Annotated in this window: 14 protein-coding genes and 5 pseudogenes; 6 read left to right on the forward strand and 13 right to left on the reverse strand. The window is 47.8% G+C overall.

What is annotated here, in order from left to right; all coding sequences use genetic code 11:
* The first annotated feature begins 75 nt into the window (after nt 1–75).
* A complete protein-coding gene (locus tag GVJ63_RS08000) occupies nt 76–1,500 on the forward strand; it encodes a PTS fructose transporter subunit IIC (RefSeq protein ID WP_159226668.1) in 1,425 nt (474 codons plus the stop codon).
* Between the two features lie 5 nt (nt 1,501–1,505).
* Entirely contained in the window at nt 1,506–2,366 is an 861-nt protein-coding gene (locus GVJ63_RS08005) for a ketose-bisphosphate aldolase (RefSeq protein WP_010671740.1), read from the forward strand.
* 137 nt (nt 2,367–2,503) lie between these two features.
* On the opposite strand, the pseudogene GVJ63_RS08010 reads toward GVJ63_RS08005, so the two are convergent.
* From GVJ63_RS08010 to GVJ63_RS08025, 4 genes and pseudogenes are all read right to left on the reverse strand, one after another.
* Nucleotides 2,504–2,761: pseudogene (locus tag GVJ63_RS08010) on the reverse strand (type II toxin-antitoxin system RelE/ParE family toxin); the annotation flags it as partial.
* Between the two features lie 22 nt (nt 2,762–2,783).
* Complete coding sequence (locus tag GVJ63_RS08015) at nt 2,784–3,032, reverse strand: CopG family ribbon-helix-helix protein (protein ID WP_010251542.1); 249 nt, start codon at nt 3,030–3,032, stop codon at nt 2,784–2,786.
* 305 nt (nt 3,033–3,337) lie between these two features.
* A complete protein-coding gene (locus tag GVJ63_RS08020; RefSeq protein WP_159226744.1) occupies nt 3,338–4,114 on the reverse strand; it encodes a CDP-diacylglycerol diphosphatase in 777 nt (258 codons plus the stop codon).
* Nucleotides 4,115–4,303: 189 nt separating this feature from the next.
* Nucleotides 4,304–4,648: pseudogene (locus tag GVJ63_RS08025) on the reverse strand (putative T6SS immunity periplasmic lipoprotein).
* 801 nt (nt 4,649–5,449) lie between these two features.
* Between GVJ63_RS08025 and GVJ63_RS08030 the strand changes: the two are divergent.
* The gene (locus GVJ63_RS08030; RefSeq protein ID WP_235038334.1) at nt 5,450–6,106 is read left to right on the forward strand and encodes a LuxR family transcriptional regulator; all 657 of its coding nucleotides are present in this window, start codon (nt 5,450–5,452) and stop codon (nt 6,104–6,106) included.
* Nucleotides 6,107–6,120: 14 nt separating this feature from the next.
* Here the strand turns inward: GVJ63_RS08030 and GVJ63_RS08035 are convergent, their stop codons facing one another.
* The gene (locus GVJ63_RS08035; protein WP_159226670.1) at nt 6,121–6,759 is read right to left on the reverse strand and encodes an acyl-homoserine-lactone synthase; all 639 of its coding nucleotides are present in this window, start codon (nt 6,757–6,759) and stop codon (nt 6,121–6,123) included.
* Nucleotides 6,760–8,130: 1,371 nt separating this feature from the next.
* On the reverse strand, nt 8,131–8,658 hold the full coding sequence (locus GVJ63_RS08040; protein WP_159226671.1) for a DUF2778 domain-containing protein: 528 nt from the start codon (nt 8,656–8,658) through the stop codon (nt 8,131–8,133).
* A 411-nt stretch (nt 8,659–9,069) separates the two neighbouring features.
* Here GVJ63_RS08040 and GVJ63_RS22535 point away from each other — a divergent pair.
* A pseudogene (locus GVJ63_RS22535) lies at nt 9,070–9,311 on the forward strand (hypothetical protein); the annotation flags it as partial.
* A 78-nt stretch (nt 9,312–9,389) separates the two neighbouring features.
* Here the strand turns inward: GVJ63_RS22535 and symE are convergent.
* The 3 genes and pseudogenes from symE to GVJ63_RS08055 form a co-directional block, all read right to left on the reverse strand.
* Nucleotides 9,390–9,719, reverse strand: a pseudogene (symE, locus tag GVJ63_RS08045) (endoribonuclease SymE).
* A gap of 382 nt (nt 9,720–10,101) precedes the next feature.
* On the reverse strand, nt 10,102–10,425 hold the full coding sequence (locus GVJ63_RS08050; protein ID WP_159226672.1) for a DNA-binding transcriptional regulator: 324 nt from the start codon (nt 10,423–10,425) through the stop codon (nt 10,102–10,104).
* Nucleotides 10,409–10,654 (reverse strand): annotated as a pseudogene (locus GVJ63_RS08055) (type II toxin-antitoxin system RelE/ParE family toxin); the annotation flags it as partial. The pseudogene GVJ63_RS08055 and the gene GVJ63_RS08050, both read right to left, overlap by 17 nt.
* 203 nt (nt 10,655–10,857) lie before the next feature.
* On the opposite strand from GVJ63_RS08055, the gene GVJ63_RS08060 reads away from it, so the two are divergent.
* Both GVJ63_RS08060 and GVJ63_RS08065 read left to right on the forward strand, forming a co-directional pair.
* Nucleotides 10,858–11,904, forward strand: coding sequence for a hypothetical protein (locus tag GVJ63_RS08060; protein WP_159226673.1), 1,047 nt, complete (start codon nt 10,858–10,860; stop codon nt 11,902–11,904).
* Nucleotides 11,901–12,173 (forward strand): MarR family transcriptional regulator, encoded by a 273-nt coding sequence (locus GVJ63_RS08065; protein ID WP_159226674.1) that lies wholly within the window; start codon nt 11,901–11,903, stop codon nt 12,171–12,173. The genes GVJ63_RS08060 and GVJ63_RS08065 overlap by 4 nt, the downstream gene beginning before the upstream one ends.
* 548 nt (nt 12,174–12,721) lie before the next feature.
* Here GVJ63_RS08065 and GVJ63_RS08070 read toward each other — a convergent pair.
* Genes GVJ63_RS08070 through radC form a run of 4 tightly spaced genes read right to left on the reverse strand, consistent with a single transcriptional unit; the run spans nt 12,722 to nt 14,292 of the window.
* Entirely contained in the window at nt 12,722–13,111 is a 390-nt protein-coding gene (locus GVJ63_RS08070) for a TA system toxin CbtA family protein (RefSeq protein ID WP_159226675.1), read from the reverse strand.
* 38 nt (nt 13,112–13,149) lie between these two features.
* Nucleotides 13,150–13,506: a type IV toxin-antitoxin system YeeU family antitoxin gene (locus GVJ63_RS08075; protein ID WP_159226676.1), complete on the reverse strand. Its 357-nt coding sequence runs from the start codon at nt 13,504–13,506 to the stop codon at nt 13,150–13,152.
* A 25-nt stretch (nt 13,507–13,531) separates the two neighbouring features.
* Nucleotides 13,532–13,753, reverse strand: a complete 222-nt coding sequence (locus GVJ63_RS08080) for a DUF987 domain-containing protein (RefSeq protein ID WP_159226677.1) — start codon at nt 13,751–13,753, stop codon at nt 13,532–13,534.
* A complete protein-coding gene (gene radC / locus GVJ63_RS08085; RefSeq protein ID WP_159226678.1) occupies nt 13,750–14,292 on the reverse strand; it encodes a DNA repair protein RadC in 543 nt (180 codons plus the stop codon). Before radC ends, GVJ63_RS08080 begins: the two co-directional genes overlap by 4 nt.
* Nucleotides 14,293–14,301: the final 9 nt, after the last annotated feature.

Below are 14,301 nucleotides of genomic sequence, written 5' to 3' on the forward strand. Positions count from 1 at the left end.
AAGGAGGTATTCCAGGTTGTAGCCATCCCTTCAGACAGAAAAACATAAATATAAAATTTTCACTGGAGAACATTTATGAACATTATTGCCATTACCGCCTGTCCTACAGGTGTCGCCCACACCTACCTTGCCGAAAGTAATTTAAAAAAAGCGGCTCAAAAACTGGGCCTGAATGTATTAGTTGAAACCCAGGGCGCGATTGAAAGCGAATATATTTTCAGCGAAGACGATATTCATCGGGCGGACGTCGTGTTAATCGCCGCAGATAAAAAAGTTGAGATGGCACGCTTCCAGCATAAAAACGTGATTGAGGTGCCCGTTACCCGTGCCGCGAAGGATGCTGAAGGCCTGTTAAATGCCATTGTTAACGGCGAACTGGCTCCGAGACTTGCCGACTCCGCCCCGCAGGCCAGTGCATCTGAACCGGCTAACAGTGCCCGTGAGGCGTCGGGTTCCCGCTCCTGGATTTCAGAGATTTATGTGCACCTGATCACCGGCGTGAACCTGATGATCCCGTTTGTGGTGGCGGGCGGCATTCTGATCGCGCTGAGTTTTTCATTCGGGATTACGGCGGCCACACCAGGGGACGAGAACTTCAGCCCGATAGCGAAGATGCTCTCTGACATCGGTGGCGGTTCCGCTTTTGCCCTGATGCTGCCGATTCTGGCGCTGGGCATCAGCCAGTCTGTCAGCGGCAAAGCGGGCATCGTGGCGGGCGCCGTGGGCGGGATGATGGCGATCCACACCGGCTCCGGCTTTCTCGGCGCGCTGATTGCCGGCTTCCTGGCCGGATACATCACGCTGCTGATCAACAACCATATCCATCTGCCCAAAGCGGTCGCCGGGCTGAAACCTATTTTAATCGTGCCTCTGTTAAGCGTGCTGCTGACCGGCGCACTGATGGCGCTGCTGATTGGTGAGCCGATCAAAATGCTGCTCGGCTGGCTGACCGACTTCCTCAGTTCGCTGGGTAACACCAATGCGGCCATTCTCGGCCTGCTGTTCGGCATGATGGTGGCCTTTGATATGGGCGGCCCGCTGAATAAAACCGTCTGTATGTTTGCGATTGGCCTGATGTCGAGCGGGGTTTACGGTCCGATTGCCGCCTGTATGGCGGCGGGCATGGTGCCACCACTGGGCATCGCGCTGGCGACCACCCTCTTCCGCCGCAAGTTTACCGAGCAGGAGCGCGAGACCGGCAAGGTCACCTACATCCTCGGTCTGTCATTTATTACCGAAGGCGCGATCCCATACGCGGTCGCCGATCCGCTGCGCGTCATCCCGGCCATCGTGGCGGGCTCGGGATTAGCGGGCGCCCTGTCAATGATGCTGGGCTGCGCTTCCCGCGCTCCGCACGGCGGCATTTTCGTCATCTTCATTCCTAACGTGATCAGCAATGTCATGGGTTATCTGTTTGCGATTGCCGCAGGCAGTCTGCTGACGGCGCTGATCCTGCTGTTCCTGAAAAAAGATATCTCCGTTCCTGCAAAACAAGGATAAAACCTATGCTTTACAATATGAAAGATCTGCTCAGCGTTGCCCGACAGCATCAGTTTGGCGTTGGTGCGTTTAACATCGCCAGCGCGGAGTTTGGACGTGTGGCGGTTGAGACTGCCGAGAGACTGGATTCACCGCTGATTCTGGAGATCCATCCTGAAGAGATGGCCTTCACCGGCCCGGAATTTATCGGCTATCTGCGGACGCTGGCGATTCAGGCGCGCGTGCCGGTGGTGATCCATCTGGACCATGGCCGCTCGCTGGAAGAGGTGATGAAGGCGATCTACGCCGGTTTTACCTCGGTGATGATTGACGCCTCGTCTCACCCTTTTGAGCAGAACATTGCGCTGACGAAGAAGATTGTCGAGATAGCGCACACGATTAATGTCTCTGTGGAAGCGGAGCTGGGCACCATCGGCGTGGCAGAAGGCAGCGGCGAAGGCGGCAGTAACGAGATTCTCTATACCGATCCGCAGCAGGCCGAGACCTTTGTGCGCGAGACCGGCACCGATACGCTGGCGGTCGCCATCGGCACTTCGCATGGCCTCTATCCCAAAGGGAAGCAGCCGAAGCTGGATATCGAGCGCCTGCAGCAGATCCGTAAGGTGGTTGATATCCCGCTGGTGCTGCATGGCGGTTCGGGCAACAAAGACAGCGAGGTCGCGGAATCGATCCGTTATGGCGTCGGTAAAATCAATATCTCCAGCGATATGAAGAAGGCGTTCTTCGTGGCGCTGGAACAGGAGCTGAAGCTTGGGGGTCACGAGCCTAATTCCCTCTTTGTTAAACCGATGCAGGCGGCGAGCGAAGTTGTCGCGGCGAAGATGGCGCTGTTTAGTTCGGTGGGGAAAGCGGCGTTGTATCGGTAAGGGGTTGGTGGGGGATTGGTTGCGAGTTGAGTATGGGAAAGGCACTGATGGATCGGTGTCTTTTTTGGGTTTTGAGAAGTGAGCTTTAAATAAGTATCAGGTCAGTAAGCAACAGCCATCAATGAAAAGAGATCTGCTCATCGCTCTTTTTTCGTATGCCAAAGATCCACGATGTAGATGGTATTATCACGAAGTTCGTAACGAATCTCGTAGTCATCCAGTATTAGCTTTCGAACTTCACGTGGTTCATATCGAACCTGCTGTATGCCGATTGCTGGGTGTGCCTTGAGGCCAGCACTGCCGGTTATCAGGCGGTCTAAGACATCATCAGCATGCTGGCGGCTGTACTGAAGAGCAAAACGGTAGATGCGTTCCAGGTCATCCTGAGCTTTAAGCCGTCCATTAAATTTCCATTTATCAGCTTTTCTTTAAACGATTACCAAATTCAACAAGGTCAGAGTGACTTACTACACGCCCGGCATCTACATCGGCAAGACCAGCCTGAATGTTCTGATGACGCCGTTCCCTTTCAGCCAGCATGGTGGTCAACGCTTCCTTGATGATCCAGCTTTTAGAACGATCCAGCTCCACAGCCAGATTTTCTACAGCATTGGCCAAATCGGTGGGTATCTGTGCGCTAATGGTCTGTTTTGTAAGAGAACCCATAGTGATCACCTCTTTTAATAACAGTTAATAACTTTTATTAAGTCTAACTTGGGTTTGTCTATAAAAACATCAGAGCTTATTTTGCGGGCAGCATCCTGAGATTTGTTTCGCACTAATTGTCACCTATGGACTGGTCTGATAAATGACTATGCGATCTCACTATATTGGGCGGACACGAACCTGATTCAATGTTTACGAAACCGATGCACGGGCGATCGTCCTCGTCAGTCGGGTTCTTGCTGGCAGAGCATTTGATTACAGCAGAGTGGCTGTGTCGGTGGAGGATTAAGGGTGATAAGGTTTAGTTACTTCCCGTCTGAAACATCAGCTGGCGGCGCTGAAAGAATTGCGCAGCGTTTATCCAGCAGCGACTCAACGGACGCCCGATTGCCCTTATCCCAGCCGCGCCGGGTAGTTAGCAGGATAAACCCTTTCTCTCCCGAAAACGTCGCCGGAATGAGCGCCACACCAGACTCTGCCAGCTGCGGCGGCGACAGATGGAAATGGCGCGCTACGGAGGAGACAGGATAAATCCCCATCGCCGTAGGCTGCATAACGCGGCGGGCATAGTAGGTGTGATTCAGCAAACGGTCGGGCAAGGGTCGCCAGTCATTATTAATATAGGGGCGCTCGGCCTGAAGCTGGCGATAGACATCCTCCCGCAGGCAGGTCAGATGAATATGCAGTTGATTCTGGCTGCGGCCATAAGCGGAATTCAGCGCCATGCCGAGCCGATCCTCAGGCACTTCAGCACCATAGGCCGACATCAGACGATAGCGCATTAACCAGGTGTAGCCGAAATAGTCAGGACGTCCGGGGCGCGACAACGCAATGCTCTCAATGCCGGACATTGCCACCGTGGGCACCAGAATAAAGTGCAGCCTGTGGCGAGGATTCTGGATGATGCTGTAGCCCTGTGTGCTGTCTTGCGGCAGATAGATTTGCTGGCAGGGAGCCGGATCGCGACGGTAGTGATAGTTATTCATGCAGAGGTCATGCGTGACCGTCCACAGCGCGTCAGAGCGGGCGCATCCTGTCAGCAGCAGCACGATGACCAGCGGCAGAGACCGGCATCGCCACAATAATTTCCCGTTCAGCGGATGGCGTCCGGTCAGGCGACTCAATGCAGGTACAACCTCATCAACAAGGGTTCATATTGGGGGAGCGTTTATCCAGTTTAGCACGGAGCCAGTGGTAACCAGCTTCGGGTTGGTTAGTATAGCGCTGGTGTTGCAGGGTGGTTAGGGCAACTGAGTGAATGTTCTGCCTCCTTATTCTTTGGAATAAGAAAAATCAGCAGTGACTAAATGCGACGCTGATTTATCAGATTTAACATCATAGGCGAAATAATAACGTTCTCCAGTTGTGAACTAAAATCCAAACACAGGAAGGCACTCACCTTTTGGAACATAAACAGGTTTGTCATCAAAAATTTTGTGAAGAGAGTTGCTTTTATCGCTGTTGATTTGAATGGCAGTAATCCTTTCTTGTGGCTCCAGTGGCGACACCACACAAACTTGCTTGTCTTTGATAAATGCCGTTGTAGATTCGCGCTCCACCATTCGGTCACCAGGCCCAGGGCATCCCGTTAAGAGAAATACGACACCCAGCATCATCTTGTTTTCATGATTAACGACCCTTGCCTGTTACGATTTTCTGATAAGGCCAAGGGACATCCTGCAACATATCATTGCCCCTGTACATCCCCATGCGCCCGGGCCTCTGATAGAAAAACCACTTACTCATCCCATAAACCAGTAGTAACCAATAGTCAGCTAAAATAGAGGCTTGCTGTTCAGGAGAGTAATCAGGTTACTGGCATACTTACACGACCTGATGAGCCTCCTGCTGATTAACACTCGCTTGTCATCACCTATATGGCCAGTGAAAGCGCAGGTGTTAAGCCGGCTGCAGGGTTGACCTGAACGTTTGCCATCTGGCCCTATGTCCGAAACCCACAGGGGTTAGCGCAGCAGAACTGACGACCCGGTAACGCCGTTGAGCCGAAGGGGAGCATAAGCATCAGGATTTAAAAACCGTCAGCAGTCAGATACTGACTCGGTGTCTGTTTAATTACGCCTGCCAGCATGATTTTTGTTATGAAAAATGCTGCTGTCGGTTCACTCCAGTCAGCAATAACTTAAAATCGCGAATCATTATTCGAATGTTCCTGCTGTCCCCGCAGATTTTTGTGAATCCCGATAATTCATCTGTAGTCTTGTAAGCTGGTCTTTCCATCCGTTTTGTAAAGCAAAAATATTCAGGATATTGCTGGCAGATGTGATTTCCGCTGTCCGCTAGCTGGATTAAAATACGATTAGCAACAGCTAACGAAGCGGATTATACTGGTTTATCCACTCATCCCGGAGGTAGAAACTGACGTGAAGGATACATACTACAACGATACAAGAATCAATTTGTTAATCCAGAATGAACTGAATGCATTCTTTGAGGATTACAAGGGTGTTATCTATGCCTACGCCATTATGAACAAGAAAGACCCTTCACAGATGCGTATTATTAATAACAACCCTGAGTGGTTCGATATATACCTTGAAAGAAAGTATCAGTTTATTGATCCTGTCATCATTCAGAGTTTACGTTGTGTTGAAGATTTTTTTTGGGAAAACAACGTCATTCTGTCAGGCGGCTACAATCTCACGCGAATCTTCAATGAAAGTTTTCAGTATAATATTTTCCAGGGGCAGACATTCCCTCTGCATGACTTCCTGAACAACCTGGCTTTGCTATCCATTATCAGTCAGAAAGATTCTGGTATTGACATGGAAAAAAATCGTTCGAAAATAGTGAGTTTTCTTATTAAATTGCATCAGAAGACGCTTAACTTATACAGTCAACACAATCAGAAAAAGAACGTTTTTTTGTCACCGCGTGAGCGGCAGATACTTAAGTGGGTCGGCGCCGGGAAAACATACGCCGAAGTTGCGGTCATTTTATCTATTGCGGAACGCACCGTAAAATTTCATATGGGCAACGTCATGAAAAAGCTCGGAGTGAATAACGCCACACATGCGGTAAAACTAGGGACGGAGCTCCGACTGCTGGACAACTGAGCCAGCGTTACTGGTTAAAGATGGCGTAAATGCCGGGACATCTCACGAAGCCAGCCACTGGCTTTGTCCCTGGTGATAATATCTTCCACGATGCTCATGCTGGCAGGCATGAAAATGTAGTAGATAACTTCCCCTTTTTCAGAAACGCCTTTTTGAATAACTTCTATTTTCCAGTTTGCATGGCGAAATATTGCATACATGCCGCGACTTGCCACAGCGTACATCCCCCGATAGTTTCTCTTCATGCAATAAAAAATCATTGCAAGGAATAACACTTTACTGGCGGGCAAGCCATGCAGGCCTGCAGAGTCACGTCTTTCTTTATCTAAAAACAGCCGGCTAATCTCACAACAGGGGATATCGGTGGGGAGACCACTTATACCCTCGAAATATTCATGAAAAATTTCGCTCATCATCGTCGGCTGCGTCGAATCTATAAACCGTGCACCACATAGCAACTTCCCGTTATGCATGCCCAGCAGGTAAGTCGTATTTTCGTTGTCAAATTGATCCTTTTCCATGCCGTCAATGCATTCGACTTTCCAGTCGAGCCTCTCACGAAATGTTTTTCTTCTGAGCCGGTAGAGTTCGGTTGATAATTCTGGCGGAAATTCATTGTAATCACGCAAAAAAAACTCAATAGCAGAATTCATTCATTCATTCCTGATAATCACACATGGGAACCATTACCCCTGTCTTTTAAGACAGCTTTTATTACACCTGCGCAGACCCTATACTTAAAAAAGTACCTGACCACCGGGCACTCACCATGCTTAGCGGTCAGGAGGTCAAAGACCAAGTCAACACCAGGGAAAACCCACCCGCGATTATCTGATATTTCAGGTACCGGGTACAGAGTGCAATAAGCGCTCAAACGATAATTATATTAAAATACGAAAAACATCAATTAACTATAGTTTAATTATTGCCCTTTATAATTTTAAGGGGCAAGCTTTCCTGTTGCATTGACTAAAGCAACTATTATCTAATCTGTGATACAGGTTAACCGGGGGTTTCCCCGTCTGACACTTATCAGTTGCTGAAGACATCGCCACCAAACTGTTCAGCCGTTATACGAAGCCCCTCACTATTATCGTTACAGATACCGCCAGCAGCGAGTAACCGGCCGACGTTTTGTTCCGTAGGTTACTGGCTGGCTGTCTCCCGCCTCCCACGCTGAGCTGCCTTAATGAGGTTGGCGCAGGTTTTCCGTCAGAGCGTCAGTGATCGCGCTTACTCACTGCAGGATTAAACGCACCGATAATGTTTTCGCTCCACCGAATCTGAAGGCATTTTCATCGCCGCAAATTAACTTACCGTTGTCGTCAATGTAAAACAGCCCGGCGGACAGAACACACACATCATTCAGGCATACCACATCACCACACTCTATCATGGCTTTTAGTTGTTCCTTTGACCGCTCTCCGTGTCTGGAAAGCGTTCCGGATTATCCCTCGACAGGCAAATAAGACGGTTTTCTGGCAGGCTCAATCCCATATAAGCATCCCTGTGTTGTCTCTTTCATTCCCAGGGGGATAATCGGACTGCAGGAAAGTGAATTAAATAATCTGGCAACGAAAACCCGATGTCCCGGTGGAGGTATACCAGAATACAGTGAGCAGGTTACAATGCAACTCAATCAATTGCGCATGCACGTATTTTTTGGCAAGAAAATCTACGAGTTAGCCGTACATGTCATAATAATTTAATGCACAATGTGAGAGGATTTACATCATTCAATTTATAAGTAATTTTTTAACTTCTGCCAGAATTAACTCACACCTTATAAAAATCATTTCTTAATGTTACTTTTCCTCTCAATCGCTCTGACTATAATCTGATAACCAATGAGTGTTACCATTGTACATATCACTAATAGCGCAATCCCCACGAAACCCTCAATATCGCGTTGATTAAATAGCTTTGCTAACTCTGTCCAAAACTGCTGCTCTCCTTGTGTCGATGGATCTGACGGTCTTACCAGAAGGAACGTCATTACAAACAAAGATACTGCGATAAGGATTCTAAACCCCGCTGGGACACGTTTTGCTTCCATTTAAAACCACCTCAATTGTGCAAAAAGACATTAGTCCATTACGTAATTTCACTTGTGAAGTAGAGAGTAATGCTTGCCGAATAGCGATGAAATCAGTTCTGTGTTGCAAAGTGATACAACCTAAAGATACACCAAGAGGCCCGCGAGGATGTAGTCTGAAATTCCCTCGCTCTACATTATTAACCCACATATGGTCATCTATCCTTCCATCATCACGATACAAAGCAAACCATTCATACTTGATAACTGGCGTTGAAGTAGGCCATGAGTAGAAATCATGCAAGTCAGTTCGGATTATACCTTTCCAGCCACCGGTTGGGCGCTTAACGATGTGATATAAACCATCAGGTATTGGCCCGTTGTCTGGAACTGCAATGCATCCTGCACGATTGCGATATTCCCTGTTACCAGAGTACGCCATAAACGTCCCTATCCCATACATGAGTAAAGGTGAGTAATCTGCATCATTGACAGTGAAAATTCCTTTTAATGCCATGTCTGGCTCCTTCTACTTTGATCATTTTATAGATGAGTGTGATTTATCATAATGCCTCATCATAAAATGAAAATGATCTGCGTCTAATATTCAACACAACAATGAGTTAGTGATATATCTAATACTTACTGTATTTCTATTTCGCCAACGTGCTGAAAACTCTGATAGAGTTTGATAACTCAGTGCTGAATGTAGATAACACTCTTTATAATCCTACCGCCAGATTTCCTGCGCCAGGTTTAGAAAGTAGCTTTGTGAATAGTATGCTTACGGGGAGTTTCGGGGCAAAAAACTCGGCTCTGGCCTCACGAAGAATGCTGATTTGGAGAGCCATTTTTATACGCACGCCTTCAAATTGCCGATGAAGACAGCAATAACATTGCAATATGTTAATTAATAGTGAGCAGGTCAAAACCAGTCAACGTGATGGCATTCTGTTCGCCACGTAATATTTAATATCATCGTAAGCTTTCGATGACCTTTGAAGATGGCCAGACATTGAAGATCCGTTTTGATCAGGGAATGGGCTACCATGCATTAACTTTGTATCACAGCGGTATAGCTTTAAATTCAGCGATAACGTTTCTTTGCGGTCAGGTAATAAGGCGCTGGTCTGCAAGGAGGAAAATGTGGCCAACAGCAAAGAAAGTTAGGCAACTGATGTATTTGTGGAAGTGATCGCGTCCTGATATTTAACCGCTCCCGATGCGATATCGGGAGCGGTTTTACACTCAGACGACTTTCTGTTTACCGGCAATGACCTGAATAAACTCCTGCACCTGTTTTTGTTTCCGCGCTGACAGCTTGCATACCTGGCGCAGAGACTGCATCAGTTCGCTCTCCTGCCGGGCGGTGAGCACAATACAACCTTCCATTACCTTTACATCTACTGCTGTGCCAGTGGTAAAACCGGCAGCTTCCAGCTATTGTCCTTTCATGGTGATGGCAGGTATCCGGCTGTAATCCGGATAGCGGCTTGCATAGCTAACGGTTAATTTCCGGTTATTTTCAGGAGAGACTTCTGGTTCAGTCGGTTGTGCAATAGAATGGGCGTCAGTCATGATTACTATTCTCCGTAAATAGTGATTGTGATTAGCGGCGCGGGTGTGTTGCAGCACATCCGCACCGCGCTAAATACCTGTATATATCATCAGGAAAGAGAAGAAAAGTCCAGCTAAAAACAGTGTGAAATAAGTAAGTTATAAAATCATTTTAATATAAAGCGTAAGTTTTATCTGGCAGGAAATAATAATAACCGCACCAGAAAGGTGCGCAGAAAAATAAGAATTAATATTTTTTACGCGTGACTTTTTTAACTGTACTGACTGCACGTTTGGATTTAATTTTTCCAGCAACGCGGCGGCGCTGCTGTCAGCCAGTCAGGTCGATATTGGGCTTATTTTCCTGAAATAATCAGCGCGGAAATAAGCCAGTTCAATCAATTCAAACCAATACCTTCAACCCATGCTTCTGCACCACTTTAAGCAGTTTCAGCGATAATCCACCTGGACGCTTTACCCCACTTTCCCATTTCTGCACCGTTGACACACTGGTGTTCAGATAGCTGGCAAAAACGGGCTGGCTGACGTTCAGCTTCTCACGCAACGCCTTAATCTCGATGGGTTGCAGCTCATCCACATTGTTGAGGCACGCTTTATCAAAGTTGCGCATCGTTTCCTGCGGGATAGCATCGACGCTTAATAATCCAGAAGCCGCGCTGTGGATGGCCTCAAATGCAGGACTCTTAAATTTACTTTTTGCAGTCATGGCAAATCTCCACCAGTTCTTTACTCTTAATCAGTGCCGTGATCTTTTCATCGCTAAGAGCAGCATAGTGCTTTGCTAACTCACGAAATCCGGCCAGCTCGCGATTATCAATATTTGTCATATCCTGTTTGGCATAAAGGAACGTGTAAAACCAGTGCTCCCCACCTTTCGCCAGGATAATGGCGCGATCGCGATTCTGGTTCAGACTCTTCTTGTAAACACCACCACCAGGATGATTGGTATTTTTCCTCTATAACCCCTCTGTCAGAGGTGCCAGACAATAATTTACATGTAATCCCAAAATACCTTTTGATTAGTCGCCTGGATATCGCCAGACACTTCACTCTTCTTAAATGAAGGGATAGTCTTAAACATCACTTAACATCGGTCGTTTTGTAAGCTGTGTGCAATGGTAGCGCTAATAGGGACATTATGCTTCATCACTATCAGGCAAAATCAGTGGATGATATCTACCTTGATGACTTTCCCAACATCATCCACCCGAATATGGCAGCGCGTTACCTTGAGGAGACCGCTCGGCCAAATAGAATCATCCGGGAGTGGGATTTACCGGGCAACTATGGTCTTTTTGTCAGCCGATATCGTCAGTTCCACTTTCAGCAGCCCTGGATGGCATACCGAGACGTGCTGGATGACATTCGATCCGGGAAGGTTGTTTTACTGGGAAATGACGCAATTGGTCATTTCATTACGGGGGTGCAAACATCCTCTGGCAACCTCCGGAATGACCTGCCTTTGTTTCTACACTCCCGGCTTAGCTACCTGATCTCACATCAACTAAAACGCCCGGTATACTACGTTCGCCCGTTAGTGTCCATTCAATATGCTCAGTCTACAAAAACCATCAACAGTAAAGCAGCGGGTCGGCTTCTGGCCGCTGGGGGTATTTACAACGGCAATATTGAGGGATTCAGGAAGACCGCAGAGCAACTCGGCGGGGATGCACCAGCGGGTTACGAACAGGTCGTGGATAACAAAGGGTTACTTATCACCGGTGCATCTGTTGCTGCCGGGCTGACAATGGGAAGAATGCGATTTCCTGAGTTAGAAGAACTTGAGCACTTTGGTGCCAGAGGGGCCGCCTCAGGAAGAGAGTTTGACCCGGAACTAGCCGGAGGGCCGATTGAAAATCTGACAACCGATGGCGTTAATGTAACCCATGAAGGGATAGCAACCGTTGAAAAACATATATCTCGATTCGATCACGACCCTGCAAATGACGTAATGATAGGCAGGCTGAAAAGCATCGTAAAAGGAGAGATGTACCCTGAGAAGGTGGATTTAAACTACTACACTCATGAATGTCGGGAATATCAGCGTTACTGTAACTTGGGATGGGAAACGGGTGAACCGGACTGTGTTGCAGGTTATGATATGTGGAATAATACCCATACGGCAACGCTGGAAGATTTTAAACTCAAAGACGGTGATTTATTCCACCCGGATGCACTGAAATGAAGATGACTAATACTGAACTTAATGTCTTAAAAGTTATGGCAGAAAAAGACATAGACTGGACATGGATGATACTGGATCGCACCCTTGCTACACGGGGTATTCCCGGATTTAGCAATGTTGCGACGATAGTAACCAACCTGATGAACGATGGAATGGTAGATACTGTTTATAACGAAACCTCATCAAAACCAAGGTATCGCGTATCTGAGCAAGGACACCAGTTATTGGGACAAATCGGCAAGGTTATAAACCCATCCGATATCCCATGATTTGAGGTTAATTATCATGGATATGAAACATCTCAGGCTTTGCCGAACGGGCTTTCACATAGCCAAGGCTATGATGAATCTTTTTTCCGGGTCATGTGCAGGTAAAACCTTATCGAAACGGGATAGACCACAAAACCCGCCTGCATCCATTACCTGATGGGGATTGAGGCAGGTTGATTCAGGCTTTGGAAGCATAAATCCCAGGCACAAAAAAGCCGCCCTTGAGCGACTAAAATTTGCATACCTGGTGCGAAGGCCGGACTCGCACATAACGATTAACGCCTTGATTTTAAGGTAAGAAAAATAAAAACATTATTGATATACCAACGCAGATACCAACACTAAAATTCATTGGATTTGGGGCTCGAATCAGGGCAAAACCAAGTGAACAAAAATCGCCCGTCCATGAGTAGATGATACAGATAAAGATGAGGAGGTGGCTTTTAGCCTTGGCAATCTCCTCATCATCTAGCTACTGGTAACCTTCCCTACATTGGACAGCATTGTATCAATGTTGTCGATATCAACATTAATTGGCTTCCCACTTCTTAAGTACCCTTAGTGATTTTTAGCTGCTGATGATGGCCTGCCGTTACCCGGGTAACAGTTTTGTGACTGCTGCGTTTCATTAGGCCTGAGGCCTTACGGGCACGTAGAATATCGATACTGGTAATAAACGGTGACTTTTCCATGACAGTGCAACCATCGCGGTCAATTCTTTCCAGTTCATATTTTTCGACAAGAAAGTTCACCGCATCGCTGAGCGATACTCCGGCATCAATATGCTCCTGGATGGTGGAGTCATTACTGAACGGTGTGTCATTCAGCGTCAGGCCATAATGCTGCGATAACAGATGAGTAAGCAATCGCTGCCAGATTTCAATGGGTGACAGGCAGGGCTGATTCGCCCGTGTCGGGTGTGGTGATATGGTTTGCATGGTGTTTACTCTGCGTTGTTAAGGGAATAAGCGTGGATTTACTGCGGCTCAGGATAGATAGCAATGTAGACATAGCCACAGGAGCCGAGTGTGTCGGCTTCGCAGGTGAGTCCGTTGTGATAAAGCGTGACGCAGTGTTGATGGCGGGAAGAGAGTTCTCCGCTGATGAGCATCAACTCAAGTTGCTTGAGAATCAACGGAAAGGCTTGGTCGAGGCGCAATGTATCGTTGTCACTGAAAGCACCGTTGAATCCGGCCCGGTCAGCGAGAAAATGTACCCGACTGCCTTCCTGTACCAGACGAGCGCCAAAACAGGGTGTAATCGTGCGTACTAGCCCCCACTGCGGGCATGCGAGATTCTCCGGCTTAGTACCGGATTCGGAGTGATTGTTCATTATTGTTCCTGATAAAAGGGAAGGATTAATTGAGAGTGACGCTACGAAGAATCACATAGGGACCATTGCGGTCCTGACGACGTTCAGCAAACACGGCCAGAACACCACGTATGTCCTGAACTTCCCGGCCAGCATAATGGCAGATACTGCCAGACCATTTATATTTGCCGGTGCAGAAGCGAAACAACCGGGAGCCTGAATGCTGTCGGTACAAAGCCATAGCCTGGCGCTTACTGATGATTTTCATATCCATCCTCGCTCTGCGAACGACACAATGCCCTCTGAGCCGATGACCAGATGATCGAGCGTGTTCACATCAACCACTGCTAACGCTTCTTTAAGCCTGCCCGTAATGTTGCGATCGCATTGGCTGGGCTCCGGATTGCCAGATGGGTGGTTATGCGCCAGCACGACAGCTGCAGCATTGAAGCGAAGTGCTGACTTCACCACCTCACGGGGATGGACCTGAACATGGTTAACCGAACCGGCAAATAGCGTTTCGTTCTCCAGTAAACGGTGTTGGTTATCGAGATAGAGGACCATAAACACTTCCCGCTCTTGTCCTGCCAGCTGTAACCGAAGCCAGTCGCGGGCTGCAGTGCTTGAGATAAAGGATATGCCAGGCTGACGAAGATATTTATCCAGCAAGTTGATAGCCCGGCGAATGGTCCGTTGGGCATAGGGTGTCAGTCCGGGAGTCACGGGGAGCAGGCGACCATGTTGTGCCATAACCGTCAGTGGAAAGAGTTCAGACTGCGATGACACCGGGGATAATGCAGAATTCATGTCAGGTAT

Origin of the sequence: Pantoea sp. 18059 (genome assembly GCF_902706165.1) — a bacterium.
GTDB classification, from domain to species: domain Bacteria; phylum Pseudomonadota; class Gammaproteobacteria; order Enterobacterales; family Enterobacteriaceae; genus Pantoea; species Pantoea agglomerans.

What these genes read in the sequence shown, in the direction of transcription:
- GVJ63_RS08070 (WP_159226675.1), bottom strand. Translation starts at nt 13,111, where the DNA reads ATGCAAACCATATCACCACACCCGACACGGGCGAATCAGCCCTGCCTG.
- radC (WP_159226678.1), bottom strand. Translation starts at nt 14,292, where the DNA reads ATGAATTCTGCATTATCCCCGGTGTCATCGCAGTCTGAACTCTTTCCA.
- GVJ63_RS08000 (WP_159226668.1), top strand. Translation starts at nt 76, where the DNA reads ATGAACATTATTGCCATTACCGCCTGTCCTACAGGTGTCGCCCACACC.
- GVJ63_RS08080 (WP_159226677.1), bottom strand. Translation starts at nt 13,753, where the DNA reads ATGAAAATCATCAGTAAGCGCCAGGCTATGGCTTTGTACCGACAGCAT.
- GVJ63_RS08060 (WP_159226673.1), top strand. Translation starts at nt 10,858, where the DNA reads ATGCTTCATCACTATCAGGCAAAATCAGTGGATGATATCTACCTTGAT.
- GVJ63_RS08040 (WP_159226671.1), bottom strand. Translation starts at nt 8,658, where the DNA reads ATGGCATTAAAAGGAATTTTCACTGTCAATGATGCAGATTACTCACCT.
- GVJ63_RS08005 (WP_010671740.1), top strand. Translation starts at nt 1,506, where the DNA reads ATGCTTTACAATATGAAAGATCTGCTCAGCGTTGCCCGACAGCATCAG.
- GVJ63_RS08050 (WP_159226672.1), bottom strand. Translation starts at nt 10,425, where the DNA reads ATGACTGCAAAAAGTAAATTTAAGAGTCCTGCATTTGAGGCCATCCAC.
- GVJ63_RS08075 (WP_159226676.1), bottom strand. Translation starts at nt 13,506, where the DNA reads ATGAACAATCACTCCGAATCCGGTACTAAGCCGGAGAATCTCGCATGC.
- GVJ63_RS08015 (WP_010251542.1), bottom strand. Translation starts at nt 3,032, where the DNA reads ATGGGTTCTCTTACAAAACAGACCATTAGCGCACAGATACCCACCGAT.
- GVJ63_RS08065 (WP_159226674.1), top strand. Translation starts at nt 11,901, where the DNA reads ATGAAGATGACTAATACTGAACTTAATGTCTTAAAAGTTATGGCAGAA.
- GVJ63_RS08035 (WP_159226670.1), bottom strand. Translation starts at nt 6,759, where the DNA reads ATGAATTCTGCTATTGAGTTTTTTTTGCGTGATTACAATGAATTTCCG.